17 protein-coding genes are annotated in these 16319 nt (G+C 74.1%); 6 read left to right on the top strand and 11 right to left on the bottom strand.

Annotation, left to right across the window (positions count from 1 at the left end; all coding sequences use genetic code 11):
* The first annotated feature begins 4 nt into the window (after nucleotides 1-4).
* Both AB0I22_RS26170 and AB0I22_RS26165 read left to right on the top strand, forming a co-directional pair.
* A complete protein-coding gene (locus AB0I22_RS26170; RefSeq protein ID WP_363133344.1) occupies nucleotides 5-1792 on the top strand; it encodes a glycoside hydrolase family 15 protein in 1788 nt (595 codons plus the stop codon).
* A gap of 4 nt (nucleotides 1793-1796) precedes the next feature.
* A complete protein-coding gene (locus AB0I22_RS26165) occupies nucleotides 1797-2555 on the top strand; it encodes an SDR family oxidoreductase (protein ID WP_363133343.1) in 759 nt (252 codons plus the stop codon).
* 142 nt (nucleotides 2556-2697) lie between these two features.
* Here AB0I22_RS26165 and amaP read toward each other — a convergent pair whose 3' ends face one another.
* From amaP to AB0I22_RS26140, 5 genes are all read right to left on the bottom strand, one after another.
* On the bottom strand, nucleotides 2698-3294 hold the full coding sequence (gene amaP, locus AB0I22_RS26160; RefSeq protein WP_363133341.1) for an alkaline shock response membrane anchor protein AmaP: 597 nt from the start codon (nucleotides 3292-3294) through the stop codon (nucleotides 2698-2700).
* A gap of 7 nt (nucleotides 3295-3301) precedes the next feature.
* Nucleotides 3302-3958 (bottom strand): DUF6286 domain-containing protein, encoded by a 657-nt coding sequence (locus tag AB0I22_RS26155; protein WP_363133340.1) that lies wholly within the window; start codon nucleotides 3956-3958, stop codon nucleotides 3302-3304.
* On the bottom strand, nucleotides 3955-4293 hold the full coding sequence (locus AB0I22_RS26150) for an Asp23/Gls24 family envelope stress response protein (RefSeq protein WP_363133339.1): 339 nt from the start codon (nucleotides 4291-4293) through the stop codon (nucleotides 3955-3957). The genes AB0I22_RS26155 and AB0I22_RS26150 overlap by 4 nt, the downstream gene beginning before the upstream one ends.
* Nucleotides 4294-4401: 108 nt before the next feature.
* Nucleotides 4402-4593 (bottom strand): hypothetical protein, encoded by a 192-nt coding sequence (locus AB0I22_RS26145; RefSeq protein WP_030889278.1) that lies wholly within the window; start codon nucleotides 4591-4593, stop codon nucleotides 4402-4404.
* A gap of 12 nt (nucleotides 4594-4605) precedes the next feature.
* Nucleotides 4606-5094: an Asp23/Gls24 family envelope stress response protein gene (locus AB0I22_RS26140; RefSeq protein WP_363133338.1), complete on the bottom strand. Its 489-nt coding sequence runs from the start codon at nucleotides 5092-5094 to the stop codon at nucleotides 4606-4608.
* A gap of 96 nt (nucleotides 5095-5190) precedes the next feature.
* Between AB0I22_RS26140 and AB0I22_RS26135 the strand changes: the two genes are divergently transcribed.
* Entirely contained in the window at nucleotides 5191-6126 is a 936-nt protein-coding gene (locus AB0I22_RS26135; RefSeq protein ID WP_363133337.1) for a hypothetical protein, read from the top strand.
* An 81-nt stretch (nucleotides 6127-6207) separates the two neighbouring features.
* On the opposite strand, the gene AB0I22_RS26130 is transcribed toward AB0I22_RS26135, so the two are convergent.
* The 6 genes from AB0I22_RS26130 to AB0I22_RS26105 all read right to left on the bottom strand — a co-directional run bounded on the left by AB0I22_RS26130 (nucleotide 6208) and on the right by AB0I22_RS26105 (nucleotide 13436).
* Nucleotides 6208-6993 carry an enoyl-CoA hydratase/isomerase family protein gene (locus AB0I22_RS26130; RefSeq protein ID WP_363133336.1) on the bottom strand — a complete coding sequence of 262 codons (786 nt, stop codon included), beginning with the start codon at nucleotides 6991-6993 and terminating at the stop codon, nucleotides 6208-6210.
* Nucleotides 6994-7097: 104 nt separating this feature from the next.
* Nucleotides 7098-7319 carry a helix-turn-helix domain-containing protein gene (locus tag AB0I22_RS26125; protein ID WP_030889289.1) on the bottom strand — a complete coding sequence of 74 codons (222 nt, stop codon included), beginning with the start codon at nucleotides 7317-7319 and terminating at the stop codon, nucleotides 7098-7100.
* A gap of 415 nt (nucleotides 7320-7734) precedes the next feature.
* On the bottom strand, nucleotides 7735-9333 hold the full coding sequence (locus AB0I22_RS26120; protein WP_363133335.1) for an ABC-F family ATP-binding cassette domain-containing protein: 1599 nt from the start codon (nucleotides 9331-9333) through the stop codon (nucleotides 7735-7737).
* A gap of 194 nt (nucleotides 9334-9527) precedes the next feature.
* Nucleotides 9528-11036: a hypothetical protein gene (locus AB0I22_RS26115; protein WP_363133334.1), complete on the bottom strand. Its 1509-nt coding sequence runs from the start codon at nucleotides 11034-11036 to the stop codon at nucleotides 9528-9530.
* A gap of 88 nt (nucleotides 11037-11124) precedes the next feature.
* Nucleotides 11125-12255, bottom strand: coding sequence for a hypothetical protein (locus AB0I22_RS26110; RefSeq protein ID WP_363133333.1), 1131 nt, complete (start codon nucleotides 12253-12255; stop codon nucleotides 11125-11127).
* Between the two features lie 497 nt (nucleotides 12256-12752).
* Nucleotides 12753-13436: a class II aldolase/adducin family protein gene (locus tag AB0I22_RS26105; protein WP_363133332.1), complete on the bottom strand. Its 684-nt coding sequence runs from the start codon at nucleotides 13434-13436 to the stop codon at nucleotides 12753-12755.
* Between the two features lie 330 nt (nucleotides 13437-13766).
* On the opposite strand from AB0I22_RS26105, the gene AB0I22_RS26100 reads away from it, so the two are divergent.
* The 3 genes from AB0I22_RS26100 to AB0I22_RS26090 all read left to right on the top strand — a co-directional run bounded on the left by AB0I22_RS26100 (nucleotide 13767) and on the right by AB0I22_RS26090 (nucleotide 16207).
* Nucleotides 13767-14510 carry a lysozyme gene (locus AB0I22_RS26100; protein WP_363133331.1) on the top strand — a complete coding sequence of 248 codons (744 nt, stop codon included), beginning with the start codon at nucleotides 13767-13769 and terminating at the stop codon, nucleotides 14508-14510.
* 170 nt (nucleotides 14511-14680) lie between these two features.
* The gene (locus tag AB0I22_RS26095; RefSeq protein WP_363133330.1) at nucleotides 14681-15949 is read left to right on the top strand and encodes an inorganic phosphate transporter; all 1269 of its coding nucleotides are present in this window, start codon (nucleotides 14681-14683) and stop codon (nucleotides 15947-15949) included.
* Nucleotides 15950-15967: 18 nt separating this feature from the next.
* A complete protein-coding gene (locus tag AB0I22_RS26090) occupies nucleotides 15968-16207 on the top strand; it encodes a hypothetical protein (RefSeq protein ID WP_363133329.1) in 240 nt (79 codons plus the stop codon).
* Nucleotides 16208-16319 lie beyond the last annotated feature (112 nt).

Below are 16319 nucleotides of genomic sequence, written 5' to 3'. Positions count from 1 at the left end.
ACGCGTGGCTCAACGCATCGAGGATTACGCGCTCATCGGCGATCTCCAGACCGCCGCCCTGGTCGGCAAGGACGGCTCCATCGACTGGCTCTGTCTGCCCCGCTTCGACTCGTCCGCCTGCTTCGCGGCGCTGCTGGGGGACGAGGACAACGGGCACTGGCGGCTCGCCCCGACCGGCGGTGGGACCTGCACCCGCCGCGCCTATCTCGACGACTCCCTCGTCCTGGAGACGGTCTGGGAGACGGAGAGCGGCACCGTCAAGGTCACCGACTTCATGCCGCAGCGCGACGAGGCCCCCGATGTGATCCGCATCGTCGAGGGCGTCAGCGGCTCCGTCGACATGAGCGGCGTGCTGCGGCTGCGCTTCGACTTCGGCCGCGTGGTCCCCTGGGTGCGCCGCTCCGGCGACAGCCGGCGGGTGGCCATCGCGGGCCCGGACTCCGCCTGGCTGCGCAGCGAACCCCCGGTCAAGACGTACGGCCGCGACTTCTCCACGTGCTCCGACTTCACCGTCGCCGAAGGCGAGCAGGTCGCCTTCGTCCTCACCTGGCACCCCTCGCACAAGCCGCGCCCCAAGGAGATCGACCCGTACAAGGCCCTCGAACACAGTCTCACGGACTGGCGCGCGTGGGCCCGCAAATGCAGCCACCAGGGCCCGCACCGGCAAGCCGTCGTCCGCTCCCTCATCACCCTCAAGGCGCTCACCTACGCCCCCACCGGCGGCATCGTCGCCGCCCCCACCGCCTCCCTCCCCGAGTCCATCGGCGGCGTGCGCAACTGGGACTACCGCTACTGCTGGCTGCGCGACTCCACGCTCACCCTCGGCGCGCTGCTCTCCGCCGGATACCAGGAGGAAGCGGCCGACTGGCGCGACTGGCTGCTGCGCGCCATCGCCGGCGACCCCGCCGACCTCCAGATCATGTACGGCATCGCGGGCGAGCGCCGGCTCCCGGAGTCCGAACTCCCCTGGCTCGCCGGGTTCGAGGGCTCCGCGCCCGTACGCATCGGCAACGGCGCCGTCGACCAGCTCCAGCTCGACGTGTACGGCGAGGTCATCGACTCGCTGCACCTCGCCCGCGCCGCCGGGCTCAAGGACAAGCCGCATGCCTGGAACGTGCAGCGACGCTTCATGGAGTTCCTGGAGTCCACCTGGCGGGAGCCCGACGAGGGGCTGTGGGAGGTCCGCGGGCCGCGCCGGCACTTCGTCCACTCCAAGGTGATGGCCTGGGTCGCCGCCGACCGCGCCGTACGCACCCTGGAGGCCGATCCCGAGCTCGAAGGCGATCTCGACGCCTGGCGGACGATGCGCGACGAGGTGCACCGCGAGGTCTGCGAGAAGGGGTACGACCCCGAGCGCGACACCTTCACGCAGTCCTACGGCTCGGCCGAGCTCGACGCCGCCACGCTCCTCATCCCGCGCGTGGGCTTCCTGCCGCCCGACGACCCGCGGGTGGTCGGCACCGTCGACGCGGTGGCGCGCGAACTGTGCCACGACGGCCTCGTACGCCGCTACAGCACCGAAGGCGGCACGGTCGACGGACTCCCCGGGTCCGAAGGCGCCTTCCTCGTCTGCTCGTTCTGGCTGGCCGACGCGTTGTGCCTGACCGGCCGGAAGAAGGAGGGCGAGGAACTGTTCCAGCGGCTGCTGGCGCTCCGCAACGACGTCGGGCTGCTCGCCGAGGAGTACGACCCGGTGGCCCGGCGGATGCTCGGCAACTTCCCGCAGGCGTTCAGCCACATCGGCCTGGTCGGCACCGCCCACACGCTCTCGGACGGGGAACCGGCAGACTGACCCCATGGATCTTGGACTCGAAGACCGCGTGTACATCGTCACCGGGGCCACGCGTGGGCTGGGCAACGCCACCGCGCGCGAACTGCTCGCCGACGGCGCCAAGGTGATCATCACCGGCCGGGACGAGGAGACCGTGGCCGCCGCCGCGGACCGGCTCGGCGACGGATGTGCCGGAGTGCCCGCCGACAACGCGGACCCCGACGCGGCCGACCGCCTCATCGCCGCCGCCCGCGACCGTTTCGGCCGCCTCGACGGCATCCTGATCAGCGTCGGCGGCCCGCCGCCGGGGTCGGCCGCCGACAACACCGACGAACAGTGGCGTACGTCCTTCGAGACCGTCTTCCTCGGCGCGGTCCGGCTCGCCCGCGCCGCGTCGCGGGCGCTCGACGCGGACGGCGTGATCGCCTTCGTCCTCTCCGCATCCGTGCACGAGCCGATCGACGGACTCACCATCTCCAACGGGCTCCGGCCGGGGCTCGCCGGATTCGCCAAGTCCCTGTCCGTGGAGCTCGGCCCCCGCGGCATCCGCGTACTCGGCCTGCTCCCCGGCCGGATCTCCACCGACCGCATCCGCGAACTCGACGCGCTCGCCGGCGGCGACGCCGAGGAGAACCAGGCGCGCCGAACCGCCGCCATTCCGCTGCGCCGCTACGGCACCCCCGCCGAGTTCGGCCGCACCGCGGCCTTCCTGCTCTCCCCCGCCGCCTCGTACGTCAACGGCGTGATGCTGCCGGTCGACGGGGGCGCGCGACACGGCTTCTAGCCTCTGCGGCCTTCACGGGGTGCGCTGTCCGGCGGCCGCTTGAGCGGTACGGGCAGCGCGGCGGGTGTCCGGCCCGTACCGCGGACGCCCAAGCGGTACGGCCCGGGGCGCGCCGCCCCGGGCCCGTCAGGTCATCAGGTCGTCACGTCACGCGGCGCGCGCGGTGCCGGACCGCTCTGAGGCGGACCTCGGCCGGCAGCCGGTCCAGGCCCGCCGAGGCGCGGGCGTGTTCCAGGGACTCGGTCCGCAGCCGGTCCAGCGCCGCCGCCGGCTGCGCGTGCGCCTGGAGGACCAGGCCCAGCCGGGCGTGCGGTGACGTGCGCCGGCCGCGCAGCGTGACGTGGGCCCGGTCGACGCCGTCCAGGTCCTCGGCCTCGGCCGCCAGGGCGTCCTCCAGCGCCCGGCCGCGCAGCAGCGCGCCTTCGCCGTCGCCGCTGTCCACCAGCAGTTCGCGCAGACGCCGCCGCCGCAGCTGCGCCAGCAGCCACCACAGGCACAGCAGCACCAGGACGGCCAGCACCGCGATGACCACCGGCCACCACCAGCCGTCCGCCCGCCACTTCGTACGGTCCTCGTCGCTCAGCAGCACGTCGTGGGGGTCGCTCCACGGCCAGGCCGAGGGCAGCGAGAAGCCCCACCGGCGCGGCAGGTCCAGGCCGCCGAGGAGCACGGTCGCGCCCAGCGCCACCAGCACCAGGCCCGCGAGCCCGAGCAGTACCCGATTGACGGTCCTCAACACCGCGCGCTCACCTCTTCGCCGGTCGGCGTACGTGCACGGACAGGCCCGGCTGCCGCACCAGCCCCAGCTGGCGGATGCCGTCGGCCAGCGCCGCGTCCAGATCGCCGCGCACCTCGTCCACGTCCCTGAAATGCGACTGCGCCCGCGCCTTGACCCGGCGCCGGCCGACGTCCACCCGCACCGACTGCACCCCGGCGACCTCCATGGCCCGGTCCCGCAGGACGAGGGAGGCCGCCGCTCGGTCCAGCCCGGCCCGCACGTCGCCGGACCGCCGCATGGGCAGCGACCTGCGCAGGCCCGGCGTCAGGGCCAGCACCAGCAGCCACAGCCCGAGCACCACGGCGATCGCGGCCCCGGCGATGACCCAGGCGTGTTCGAGGTGCCGGGTCGCCAACTGGTCCGCGAGCCACCGGCGCCAGCGCATCGCGGGGCGGTCCGCGCGTACGGCCGCCACGTCGTAGAGGAAGAGCCCGGCGGCGCCCAGCAGCACCAGTCCGACCACGATGGCCGGGGCCCGCCGCGCGGACCAGAACCGTCCGGCCCGGCCGCCGTCCACGACGCCCGGCTCCGGGTCCGTGCCGCTCCCGGACCCCTCGGTCCCCGCCGTGCCCGACGCCTTCTCCAGCGTCGGCGAACTCCGCGTACCCGGTTCGATGTCGCTCATCGCACCCTTCCCTGGCCCGCGCGCCGGAGCTGCGGCGAGTGCAGCCGCTCCACGGTGACCGCGACCTCGGGCACCTCCATGCCCGTCAGCGTCCGTACCCGCTCGGCGACCCGGCGGCGCACCGCGCCGCACTGCGCGCCGATGTCGGACGGGTAGCCGAGTTCGACGGAGACCCGCACCCGGGCCGTCATCTCCCGCACGGCCACGGCCGCGTGCGGGACGTCCGCCGCGCCGTCCGCCGCCGGGCCGGCCAGCGCCTCGCGCGCCGCCTGCGAGGCGATCTTCGATACGACCCGGTCCGCGATGCGCGTCGCACCACGCTCAGCCGGCTCCACCGTGCCCCCTCACCGCGCGTTCCCGCTCCGCGTGTTCAGCGTTCCCGGCGTCTTCCGAGTGTGCGGTGACTCCCGTGCTCCCGGGTTCTCCAGGCTTTCCGCGCACTGTCACCGCCGGCGTCCGTCACGCTCGCGCGTGCGGAAGAAGTCGCCCGGCTCCAGATCGCCGTCCAGGAACCGGCCGGCCACGAACCCGATGGCGCCCAGGGCCGCCACCAGCAGAAAGGCTCCGAACCCGCCGAAGTACCCGGCGAAGCCCAGCGCCATGCCCACGATCAGTCCGACCACGGCCATGCTCATCCTGTGCTCCTTCTACTGGAGCCTCGGCTCCGGTTCGTCCTCTTCTTCGTCCGGCAACTTCACATCGCTCACCGCGATGTTGACCTCGACCACTTCGAGGCCGGTCATCCGCTCGACCCCGGAGACCACGTTCTCCCGCACGGAGCGCGCCACGTCGGCGATCGACACGCCGTACTCGACCACGATCTCCAGATCGAGCGCCGTCTGCACCTCGCCCACTTCGGCCTTCACACCACGCGTGACGGACTTCCCGCTGCCGGGCACCCGGTCCCGTACCGCGCCGAAGGTCCGTGAGAGACCACTACCCATCGCGTGCACGCCGACCACATCGCGGGCCGCCAGCCCCGCGATCTTCTCCACGACGCCGTCGGCGATGGTGGTCCGGCCCCGGTCACCCGGCGCGTCGCCGCGCTTGCCGCCCGACCCGAGCGTCTTTCTGCCCTCGCCGCCCTGGTCCTGGCCGGACGATCCGGACTTGTTGAACTGTGCCGTGTCGCTCATCGCCGATCATCCCTTTCCGCGGGGAAGGAGCGGCCTGCCGCTCCTTTTGCCACCCTAAGGGCGATTCCGCCGTCCCGCTCCGGGGATACGTCAGCCGTGGCGCGTCACCCGCCGATCGGGTGGGCCGGTGCGGCAGGCTGGGCGTACGGACGGATGAAGGGCGACGGACACGTGGTCACGGACCGGTTGGCACAAGCGGTACGGCAGCAGCTGAGCCTCGGCAGAGTGGTGCCGCTGGGGGGCCCGGCGGACGGCGCGTGGATCACGGAGCGGGCGGCGGGCGGCGTGCTGCGCCGGGCCGCCGACGCGCTGCCCGGCGTCCGCCTCGGCCCGCTGCGCATCGGGCCGTCCGGCCCTCGAACCGGCCAGGGGCCCGACACCCGATCGGCGGCACGGCCGCCGGTGCCGCCCCCGCCGAGCGCCCTGCCGCCGGGGCCGCTGAGCGTCGAGGCGCGGTTCGCGGCCTCCGCCGACCAGCCGTTGCCCACCACGGCCGGGCTGCTGCGCGACACACTGCGGGCAGCGGCCGTGGACCGCCTCGGGCTGGCGGTGGACACGGTGGACCTGCACATCACGTCGCTGCTCGACAGCGACAGCGACAGCGACAGCGACAGCGACAGCGAGGACGACGACGGGAACGGCGGCGACGGTGCGGCCGACGCCCCCGCCACCAGCGGGGACTCGGCGTCAGCGGGCCCGGACGCCCCCGGCGGCGCTCCCTCGGGCGCCCGCACGGAGACCGCCGCCGTGGAGGACGCGGCGCGGGGCGTCGCGGGCGTCACCCGGCTGGCGCCCGCGCTCGGCGGTCCGGCCGCGCACGCCGTACGTATCGAGGACCGCGCGGCGGAGGGCGACGGGGACGCGGCGGCCGGTCGCCATGTGCAGGTCCAGCTCGCCGTCGGCGCGGACCACCGCGCGCTGGACGTGGCGCTGGCCGTCCGGGCGGCGGTGGCCGAGGCCGTGGGGCCGGCCGCGGCCGGCCCGGTCACCGTCGCCGTGCTCGTGACGGCGGTGGACGACGCCGAGGGCTGAGGTCTTCGCGGAGCGGCGGGGCCGGGGTCTGTGCCGTCCCGCCGACCGGGTACCGCCGGAGCACAGGAGACGAGCGGAAGTTCAGTCGGAGAGCCCCGCCAGGTCGCGCAGCCGGCGCCCCTGCGCCGCGCGCTCCGCGGCGCGCTGCTCCTCGTACGTACGGCCGGCGGCGTCCCGCAGCAGGGCCTTGGTCTCGATGACGGCGTCGCGCGGGGCGGCGAGCAGCGCCGCGGCCAGGTCCGCGACGGCGGCGTCGAGGTCCTCGGCGGGCACGACGAGGTTGGCGAGCCCGGTCCGTTCGGCCTCCTCGGCGTGGACGAACCGGCCCGTGGCGCAGATCTCCAGCGCGCGGGCGTAGCCGACCAGCGAGAGGAGCGGCTTGGTGCCGGTGAGGTCGGGCACCAGGCCGAGGCTCGTCTCGCGCATCGCGAACTGGGCGTCGTCCGCGCAGACGCGCAGGTCGCAGGCGAGGGCGAGCTGGAATCCGGCGCCGATCGCGTGCCCCTGGACGGCGGCGATGGAGACGATGTCGTTCCGCCGCCACCAGGTGAACCCCTCCTGGTACTCGGCGATGGCCGCGTCGAGGTCGCTCTCCGAGCCGCGCGCGAGGTCGAGGAAGGACGGCTCCCCGTCGAAGCCCTCGGGCGTGAACGCCTGCCGGTCGAGGCCCGCGGAGAAGGACTTGCCCTCGCCGCGCACCACGACGACGCGCACGGTGCCCGGCAGCAGCTGCCCGGCCTCGGCCAGCGCCCGCCACAGGGCGGGCGACTGGGCGTTGCGCTTCGCCGGGTTGGTCAGCGTCACCGTGGCCGTGGTCGCCGCTTCGTCGACGGCGAGCCGCACGCCGTCCTTGTCGAGCAGGGTCAAGGGGTGCCTCCGGAGTCAACCGCGGTTAAGTTGACTGAACAGTAACCACCCGGTCGGCCGAACGGCAGACCGGGTGGCACCACTCCTTGCCGGAGCCCGCCTCGTCATGCAGAGGCGGGTTTCTTGCCCCTCGTCGCTCCTCCGCGGCCACGCAGGGTTACGCCCGATTCGCTGAGCATCCGGTGGACGAACCCATAGGAACGGCCGGTTTCCTCGGCCAGCGCCCGAATGCTCGCACCGGAGTCGTACTTCTTCTTCAGGTCTGCCGCGAGCTTTTCGCGCGCGGCGCCGGTAACCCGGCTGCCCTTCTTCAGAGTCTCGGCCACCCGTGCCTCCTCGTGGGAAGTGCGCTCTGGACTCTCATGATCACCCCTCCACGCCGTCATGGCCACCCATTCGGCAAGGTAGGTGGGAGGGGTTTTCCCGGCGTTGAGGGGCCGACAACCGCCGGAACACGGGATTCCGAGAGGGTCCGGCCGTACGGCCGTCCGGGTTGCCGAGCGAAGCGGCAGGTCAGGCCCGGCGGGGGCGCGGGCGGGGCCGGAGCGCCCGGCGGGACGCACAGGGCGCACGCCGGGGCGCTCAGCCACGCTGCGGTACGAGCCGCACTCACTCAGATGATGGATCACCTGTCGGCCGAATGATCCAGTCGGCACTGATCACCTCATGCGGATCGGCCCGCACCCCGAGGGGTACGGGCCGATCGCGGCATTCGGTTACGTTCCGTGCTCAGAGCCGGTGTCAGGCCAGGGCGACCAGATCCAGATAGTCGGCGCCCCACAGGTCCTCGACGCCGTCCGGGAGCAGGATGATGCGCTCCGGCTGGAGCGCGTCCACCGCGCCCTCGTCGTGCGTCACCATCACGACCGCGCCCTTGTACGTGCGCAGCGCGCCCAGGATCTCCTCGCGGCTGGCCGGGTCGAGGTTGTTGGTGGGCTCGTCGAGGAGCAGCACGTTGGCGGAGGAGACGACGAGGGTGGCCAGCGCCAGCCGCGTCTTCTCGCCGCCGGAGAGCACCCCGGCCGGCTTGTCGACGTCGTCGCCGGAGAAGAGGAACGAGCCGAGCGTCTTGCGGACCGCGACGAGGTCGAGGTCCGGGGCGGCGGAGCGCATGTTCTCCAGGACCGTGCGGTCCGGGTCGAGCGTCTCGTGCTCCTGCGCGTAATAGCCGAGCTTGAGGCCGTGGCCGGGCGTGACCTGGCCGGTGTCGGGCTGCTCGGCCCCGGCGAGGAGCCGCAGCAGCGTGGTCTTGCCGGCGCCGTTGAGGCCGAGGATGACGACCCGCGAGCCCTTGTCGATGGCCAGGTCCACGTCGGTGAAGATCTCCAGCGATCCGTACGACTTGGAGAGGCCCTCGGCGGTGAGCGGGGTCTTGCCGCACGGCGCGGGGTCGGGGAAGCGGAGCTTGGCGACCTTGTCGGAGACCCGCACCTCGTCGAGCCCGGCGAGCAGCTTCTCGGCCCGCTTGGCCATGTTCTGCGCGGCGACGGTCTTCGTCGCCTTGGCGCGCATCTTGTCGGCCTGCGAGTTGAGGGCGGACGCCTTCTTCTCGGCGTTCTGCCGCTCGCGCTTGCGCCGCTTCTCGTCGGCCTCGCGCTGCTGCTGGTACAGCTTCCAGCCCATGTTGTAGATGTCGATCTGGGACCGGTTGGCGTCGAGGTAGAAGACCTTGTTGACGACGGTCTCGACCAGCTCGACGTCGTGGGAGATGACGATGAAGCCGCCGCGGTACGTCTTGAGGTAGTCGCGCAGCCAGACGATGGAGTCGGCGTCGAGGTGGTTGGTCGGCTCGTCGAGCAGCAGGGTGTCGGCGTCCGAGAAGAGAATGCGGGCCAGCTCGACGCGGCGGCGCTGGCCGCCGGAGAGGGTGTGCAGCGGCTGGCCGAGCACCCGGTCGGGCAGCCCGAGGCTGGCGGCGATCGTCGCGGCCTCCGCCTCGGCCGCGTACCCGCCCTTGGTCAGGAACTCCGTCTCCAGGCGCTCGTACTTCTTCATCGCCTTCTCGCGCGTGGCCCCCTGCCCGTTGGCCATGCGGTCCTCGTTCTCCCGCATCTTGCGGAGCACCGAGTCCAGGCCGCGGGCCGAGAGGATGCGGTCGCGGGCGAAGACGTCGAGGTCGCCGGTGCGCGGGTCCTGCGGCAGGTAGCCGACCTCGCCGGAGCGGGTGATGGAGCCGGCGGCGGGCTGGCCCTCGCCCGCGAGGCACTTGGTGAGCGTGGTCTTGCCCGCTCCGTTGCGGCCGACGAGGCCGATGCGGTCGCCCTTGGCGATACGGAAGGAAGCGGACTCGATGAGGATGCGTGCTCCGGCACGCAGCTCGACGCCTGAGGCGGTGATCACGGTGTTGCTCCTGGGCAGGGTGGACGGCGGGCGGGACGGTCGAGGTCTGTCTGACGCCGTCTAATGCACAAGGAGGAAAGCCATACGAACCATTCTAACGGTGGCTCGCAACTCGATTGCCGCGACGGCCGGGGCGGCCCGCGGAGCCTCGGCGGATGCGGCCCCGGCGCGTACGGCCGCGCCGGGGCCCGGGCTCAGACGCCCCCGGTGTGCACCTGGAACGCCGCCCGGCGCACCGCTTTGGCGAGCGCGGGGTCGGGGTGGGCCGCGGCGAGGGCGACCAGTACCTGCACGGTGCGGGGGTGGCCGACGGCCCGTACCTCCTCCAGGAGGGCCGGCACGGTGCCCTGCACGGCCGAGTCGAGGTGGCGGACCAGCAGCCGGCTCTCGCCGTGGTCGGCGACGGCCGCGGCGGTGTCGACCCACAGCCAGGTGGCTTCCTCGCGGGTGAGCACGTCCAGGGTGCTCTCCGGGTCGCCGCCCTCCTGCTCGGCCAGCCACAGCAGGGCGTACGGGCGCAGGACGGGCTCGTCGGAGGCGGTGCGGACGGCGGGCTCGGCGGGGGCGCCGACCGCGCGGAGCGCCTCGAAGGCGAGGCCGCGGAGCAGGGCGTCGTCGCCGCGGGCGGCGTCGAGGAGCTCGGTGACGGCGCTGCCCACGGGGCGGGCGGCGAGCCAGGCGCGGTATTCGGCGCGGGCCGGGCCGGGGGTGAGGTCGGCGCAGCCGCGCAGCATGTCCTCGGCGGACAGTTCGATGTTGCCCGCGGGGCTCTGGGCGGCGACGCAGATCTGTTCCAGCTTGACCCACACCGCCCAGTTGCCGAGCGGCGTCAGCGTCGCCACGCGCGTGTCGGCGTAGGCGGTGCCGGGCCGGCCGGCCGTGTCGGTGGCGTCGGCCGGTGTGCCTTCGCGGACGACGAGCGCGCCGACGGAGGCGAGGGCCGCGAGGGCCCAGTCGAGGAGCGGGGGCAGCGGGTCGTCCGAGGGGGCCGGGGGCTCTGGGGGCTCTGCCAGGCGGGTGCCGGCGGTGGCCGCCGGTTCGGCGGGCCCGGAGGCGGCCGGTGGCCGCTGTCCGTACGGGACTTCGCACCGCTCGGCGCGGATCTCGGCCACGCGCTGCTGGAGCAGGTCGAGCAGCATCGCGGCGGAGAGCGCGCCGGCCGACAGGTGCATGACGGACAGGAGCTGCGGCACGGCCTCGACGACTTCGGCGGCTATGGCGGGGTCGGCGTCGGGGTGGGCCGGGTGGGCGAGCGACCAGGCGTCGAAGAGGGCGACCCAGCCGCGCAGTACGGCGCTGTCGTCGCGGTCCCACGCCTGGAGCCGCCAGCCGGGGCGGGCGGCGGCGCCGTGGAGCTCGACGAGGCCCGCGAGGCGGGCCCGGTCCCAGTCGGCGCGCACCCTGGGCGCGGGGAGCAGCAGGGCGGCGGCGGCCCGCTCGGCCGCCTCGTCGGAGAGCGCCGCGACGTGACCCGGTCTCGGCTCCGCGCCCTGGTCGCGCTCCCCTGCCATCCAGCGGGCGACCTTGACGGCGCCGGTGAGCCCGACTCTCGCGTGCCGGGCCAGCTCCGTCGGTGGCGGCATGCCCGCTGGTGGGCGGGGCGCCGGGCGGGAGCCGCGGTTCGCCACGGCCCGGCGGGCAGCGGCGATCGGCGCTTGAGGGACGAGTCGGAGCCGGGAGTCGCGCGGAGTACGGGACGTCACAGGAGCAGTCTTGCCGTTGACGCTCCGAAAACCCAATCGGAATGCCCGATGGGGATCTTCGCCGCGGTGCGCGACGGTGTCCGGGGCGCTACATGAGCGGTGTCATGAAGCGCCGCAGGGCTTCTTCGTAGCCCTGCGGATCAGCGTTCCACATCGCGGCGTGCGGCGCGCGCGGAACGGCGTGAAGTGTGATCAGTTCGGGTCGCGCGTCGGCCAGTTCGCGGGAGCTCTCCCATGGCGCGATGACGTCGTCCGGGCCGTGCACGATCAGGGTGGGCACGGCGAGGCCGGCGGCTGCCTCGGCGGTCTCCGCGCGGCCGCCGTCGAGCAGGCCCGTACGGCCCTGGGCGGCCCGTACGGCCAGCGGCAGCAGGGCGGCGGGGGTGTGCCGGGCGGCGGCCGTGGCGCGCAGGGTGGCCTGCCAGTCGAGCACCGGGGAGTCCAGGACGACGCCGCTGACGCGGTGGCGCAGCGCCGATCCGGTGGCGGCGCGCAGCGCCATGGTGGCGCCGGTGGAGAAGCCGTGCAGGACGACGCCGCGCGCGCCGTAGCGCACGGCGAAGCGGATCGCGGCGTCCAGGTCGCGCCATTCGGTGTCGCCGAGGCGGCCGATGCCGTCCGGCTGACGGGGCGCGCCGGGGTCGCCGCGGTAGGCGAGGTCCAGTACGGGCAGCTGCTGGCCGTGCAGGAACGGCATGACCACCATGGGGTGTTCGCGGGTGGTGCCGAGGCCGTGGGTGGTGATGACCCAGATGTCCCGGGCGCCGGGCACGAACCAGGCGGGGAGGGAGCCGAGTTCGCCGGGCACGTCGACGTCGGCGTGGTCGAGGCCGAGCGCGTCGCGCGGGTTGCCCACGTGCACCTGGGGGGTGAGCCGCAGGCGCAGGCCGGGTTCGAGCCTGCCGTGGGTGACGCGTTCGAGGCGGCGGACGACGCAGGCGGCGGGGGACGGGGCGCCCTCGACGACGGGGCCGACGACGGCGTGGACGCCGGGGCCGGTGAGTCCGTACGTGCCGGGGCGCAGCGAGGCGAGGGTGCGGCTCAGGGTGATCTGGCCGGCCGCGATGGCGTGCACGGTGAGCTGCGGTTCGCCCGGCAGGGGGCGGCCCGGCGCGGGTTTGAGGGCAGCATCGCTGGCGTACCGTCCGGCCGCCACGACGGCGGCCCCGGCACCGAGCACGGTGGTGACGGCCGCGGCCGCCGCTGTACGCAGGCGCATCCTCCTCAGTGTGGGTGCGCGCGGGCGGCCCGGCCAGTGGGCAGGCGCGGGCGGGTGACGCGGGCGCGGCGCGGCGGGGGCCGGAACCTGCCGCCCCCGCCGCGCTTCGGCCCGGACCGGACCGACCGTCATCGGTCAGGGCCGGTCCGGGTCGGGCGATACGGGCGGGCCGGGGCGAACCGGACGGCTCGGGCCCGCGCGGCGAACGCGGGTCGGGCTCGACGGGAGCCGCGGTCGGGCGCGTACGACGGGCGCGGCCCGAGGGCGAGCGGCCGGCGCGGGTCGGGCACGAGCAGCCGGCTCGGGCCGGGCACGAGCAGCCGGTGCGGCTCGGGCGCGAGCGCCGGTGCAGCCGAGGCACGTACGGCGGGTGCGGCCCGGGCGCGAGCGCCGGTGCGGCCAAGGCACGTACGGCGGGTGCAGCTCAGGCGCGAGCGCCGGTATGGCCGAGGCACGGACGGCGGGTGCGGCTCGGGCGCGAGCGGGCCCGGCCCGTTTCAGTCGCTGTCGCTGTCGTGGTCGCGGGCGGGGGCGCGTTGCCCGTAGCCGCGGAGTTTCTCGGTCACCTGCTGGAGCTGTTCGCCCGTCAGCAGGGTCGGGGTGCGGCCCGGCAGGGCGGCGGCGGTGAGCCAGACCCGGCACATCCAGTCGAGCTGGGCGGTGCGGTCGTACGCCTGGTCGAGGGTGTCGCCGTAGGTGACGGTGCCGTGGTTCTGGAGGAGGCAGCCGGTGCGGTCGCGGAGGGCGTGGAGCATGTTCTCTGCCAGTTCCCGCGTGCCGTAGAGGGCGTACGGGGCCACGCGGACGGGGCCGCCGAGCGCGGCGGCCATGTAGTGGATCAGCGGCAGTTCGGGGACGAGCGTGGAGACGGCCGTGGCGTGCTCGGCGTGGGTGTGGACGACGGCGGCGGCGGGTGTCTCGCGGTAGACGGCGAGGTGCATGGGGAGTTCGCTGGTGGGGATCAGCTCGCCGAGCACCTGGCGGCCGTCGAGGTCGACGGCCACGGCGTCGTCAACACCGAGCCTGTCGTAGGGGACACCGCTGGGGGTGACGAGGATCAGGTCGCCGACGCGGGCGGAGACGTTGCCCGAGGTGCCGACGACGAGTCCGTCGGCGACCGTCCTGCGGGCCGTGGCGACCACGTCGGTCCAGGTCCGTTCCACCGCTGCGCGGTCCGTCATGAGCCTTCGCCTCCGCTGGGTTCCGTGCGCTCCGGCCGGTTCGCGCCGGTTCGCGTCCGCTTCCGTCCGCCTCCGTCGCGCGATGGTACGGGCGGCGGGGCGGACCGTGGGCGCGGACGGCCGGAGGACTCCAACCGGAGGACCCCGAAGGGATGGCGTCAAGGGGTGCGGCGGCGGAGGGCGCTGTCGCGCGGACTCCGGGCATCCGGAATCCGCTATAGAGAGCCCGATAAGCGACTTACTGTGATTGGCTGGTGATCGACGGTGTTGGTCATGACATCCACGAATTTCGCACGACTTTGTCATGTACTCCGCCCTCTGGCGGGAGACATGGACCATGGCGGCCATCCGCCACGGCGGCGGGGCAGGCTGATCGCCGCCTCCGCCGCCGCGCTCGCACTCGGGGCCGCCGTCCTGGCCGAGGGCACTCCGGCCGCCGCCGGGGCCCAGCCGCAGGGCCATGACGTGTCCTCGCACCAGAAGAACGTCAGCTGGCCGGCGGTCCGCGCCGACGGCGGGAGCTTCGTCTACGTGAAGGCCACCGAGGCCACGGACTACCGCAACCCGTACTTCGCGCAGCAGTACAACGGCTCGCGGAAGGCCGGGATGCTGCGCGGCGCGTACCACTTCGGGGTGCCCAGCCGCTCCTCGGGCCGTACGCAGGCCGCGTACTTCCTGCGGCACGGCGGCGCGTGGCGCGCGGACGGCTGGACCCTGCCGCCCGCGCTGGACATCGAGGGGAACCCGTACAGCAAGAGGAAGTGCTACGGGCTGGACCGGACGGAGATGGTCCGCTGGATCTCGTCCTTCAGCGGCGAGGTGCGGCGGCGTACGGGCCGCCATCCGGTGATCTACACGACCACCCGCTGGTGGAACAGCTGCACGGGCGGCAGCCGGGCCTTCGGGGCGGATCATCCGCTGTGGCTGGCGAACTGGCACGATTCGCCGGGGCCGATGCCCGCCGGCTGGTCGTTCGCGACCTTCTGGCAGCACGCGAACCGCGGCCTCCTCCCCGGCGACCAGGACGTGTTCAACGGCACGATGAAGGGGCTGCGGCAGTTCGCCTCCGGGTGATTCTCCGGGCGCGGCCCAACCCCCGCACCGCGGTGGCGCGGCTCCCGGGACGCCGGGCGCCGCGCCACTCCGGTTGGCGTCACCACCACGCCCGTTCCAGTTCACCTTCCGTTCATCCAGGCTCTTTAGGTTCGCCGCGTCACTGCTCACCAAACTGATTGCCTGGGTGAATGGAACACATCACGCTTCTCATCGGGATCGTGATCGTCACGGCCTTGGTGTTCGACTTTACGAACGGCTTCCACGACACGGCCAACGCCATGGCCACCACCATCTCCACCGGCGCCCTGGGCCCCCGCACCGCGGTGGCGATGTCGGCGGCGCTGAACCTCGTCGGCGCGTTCCTCTCCGTCGAGGTGGCCAAGACCATCTCCGGCGGGATCATCGACGAGAGCGCGGGCATCAGACCTGAGGTGATCTTCGCCGGGCTGGTCGGCGCGATCGTCTGGAACCTCCTGACCTGGCTGGCCGGACTCCCCTCCAGCTCCTCGCACGCCCTCTTCGGCGGACTGATCGGCGCGACGCTGGTCTCCGTCGGCACCGGCGGGGTCAACGGCGACGCCGTCATCATGAAGGTCGTCATCCCGGCAGTGGCCGCGCCCTTCGTCGCGGGCCTCGCCGCGCTGCTCGCCACCCGCCTGACCTACCGCCTCGCCCGGGGCCGCGACGAACGGGACACCGCCAAGGGGTACCGCGCGGGCCAGATCGCCTCCGCCGCCCTGGTCTCCCTCGCCCACGGCACCAACGACGCGCAGAAGACCATGGGCGTGATCACCCTCGCGCTGGTCACCGGCGGCGTCGTCGCCCCGCACTCCGACCCGCCGCTGTGGGTCATCGTCTCGGCCGGCCTCGCCATCGCGCTCGGCACCTATCTGGGCGGCTGGCGCATCATCCGCACCATGGGCAAGGGCATCACCGACATCCAGCCGCCGCAGGGCTTCGCCGCCCAGACCGGCGCGGCCGCCGTCATCCTCTCCTCCTCCCACCTCGGCTTCGCGCTCTCCACCACCCAGGTCTGCTCCGGCGCGGTGATGGGCTCCGGCCTCGGCCGCAAGGGCGGCGTCGTCCGCTGGTCGACCGCCGGCCGCATGGTCATCGCCTGGTGCCTGACGCTCCCGGCCGCGGCCCTCGTCTCCGGCGGCGCGGCGCTCCTCGCCGATCAGGGCGACTGGGGCATCACCGCGGTCGCCGTCCTCGCCCTCGCCGTCTGCGGCGCGATCTGGGCGGCCTCGCGCCGCAAGCCGGTCGACCACACCAATGTGAACGCGCCCGAAGCCGCCGCCCCGGGGGCCGCGGACGCCCCGGCCGCCGAGCCGGCCGGCGTGGTCACCGCCGCGCTCCAGAGCGTCGCCCCGCCGCCCGCCGGTCCGCTCGCCGCGGCGGACGCGCCGGGCCCCCAGTCCCACGACCTCGCCCCGGCCGCCGCGGCCACCAGCTAAGGAACCAGGAACCACGCCATGAACATCGACTGGGCGGCCCTCGGGCAGGTCTTCGGCGTCAGCCTCGTGGTGACGGTCGGCATGGTGGGCGTGTTCACGCTCGGCATCGTCGGCACGTCCCGCAAACCACGGGAACAGGGGAACGGCACGGCCGCCGCGACCGGCGGCCCCGGCGCCCTCGCCCGCACCGGCGCGTACGCCTGCTTCGCCCTGTGCGCGGCGGTCGTCGCGTACGGCATCTACCTCATCGTCGCCTGAGCCGGGCGACGGCGGCGCCTTCGGGCCCGCCGGGCGGCGGAGCGTTTCGACGCCGCCGCCCGGCGGGCCCTTCCGCGCTTCCCGCTGTGTGCCTCCGCACACTCCCCCGTCG

Origin of the sequence: Streptomyces sp. NPDC050610 (assembly GCF_040654875.1) — a bacterium.
Taxonomy (GTDB): domain Bacteria; phylum Actinomycetota; class Actinomycetes; order Streptomycetales; family Streptomycetaceae; genus Streptomyces.
This window is presented reverse-complemented; position numbering and strand designations above follow the sequence as displayed.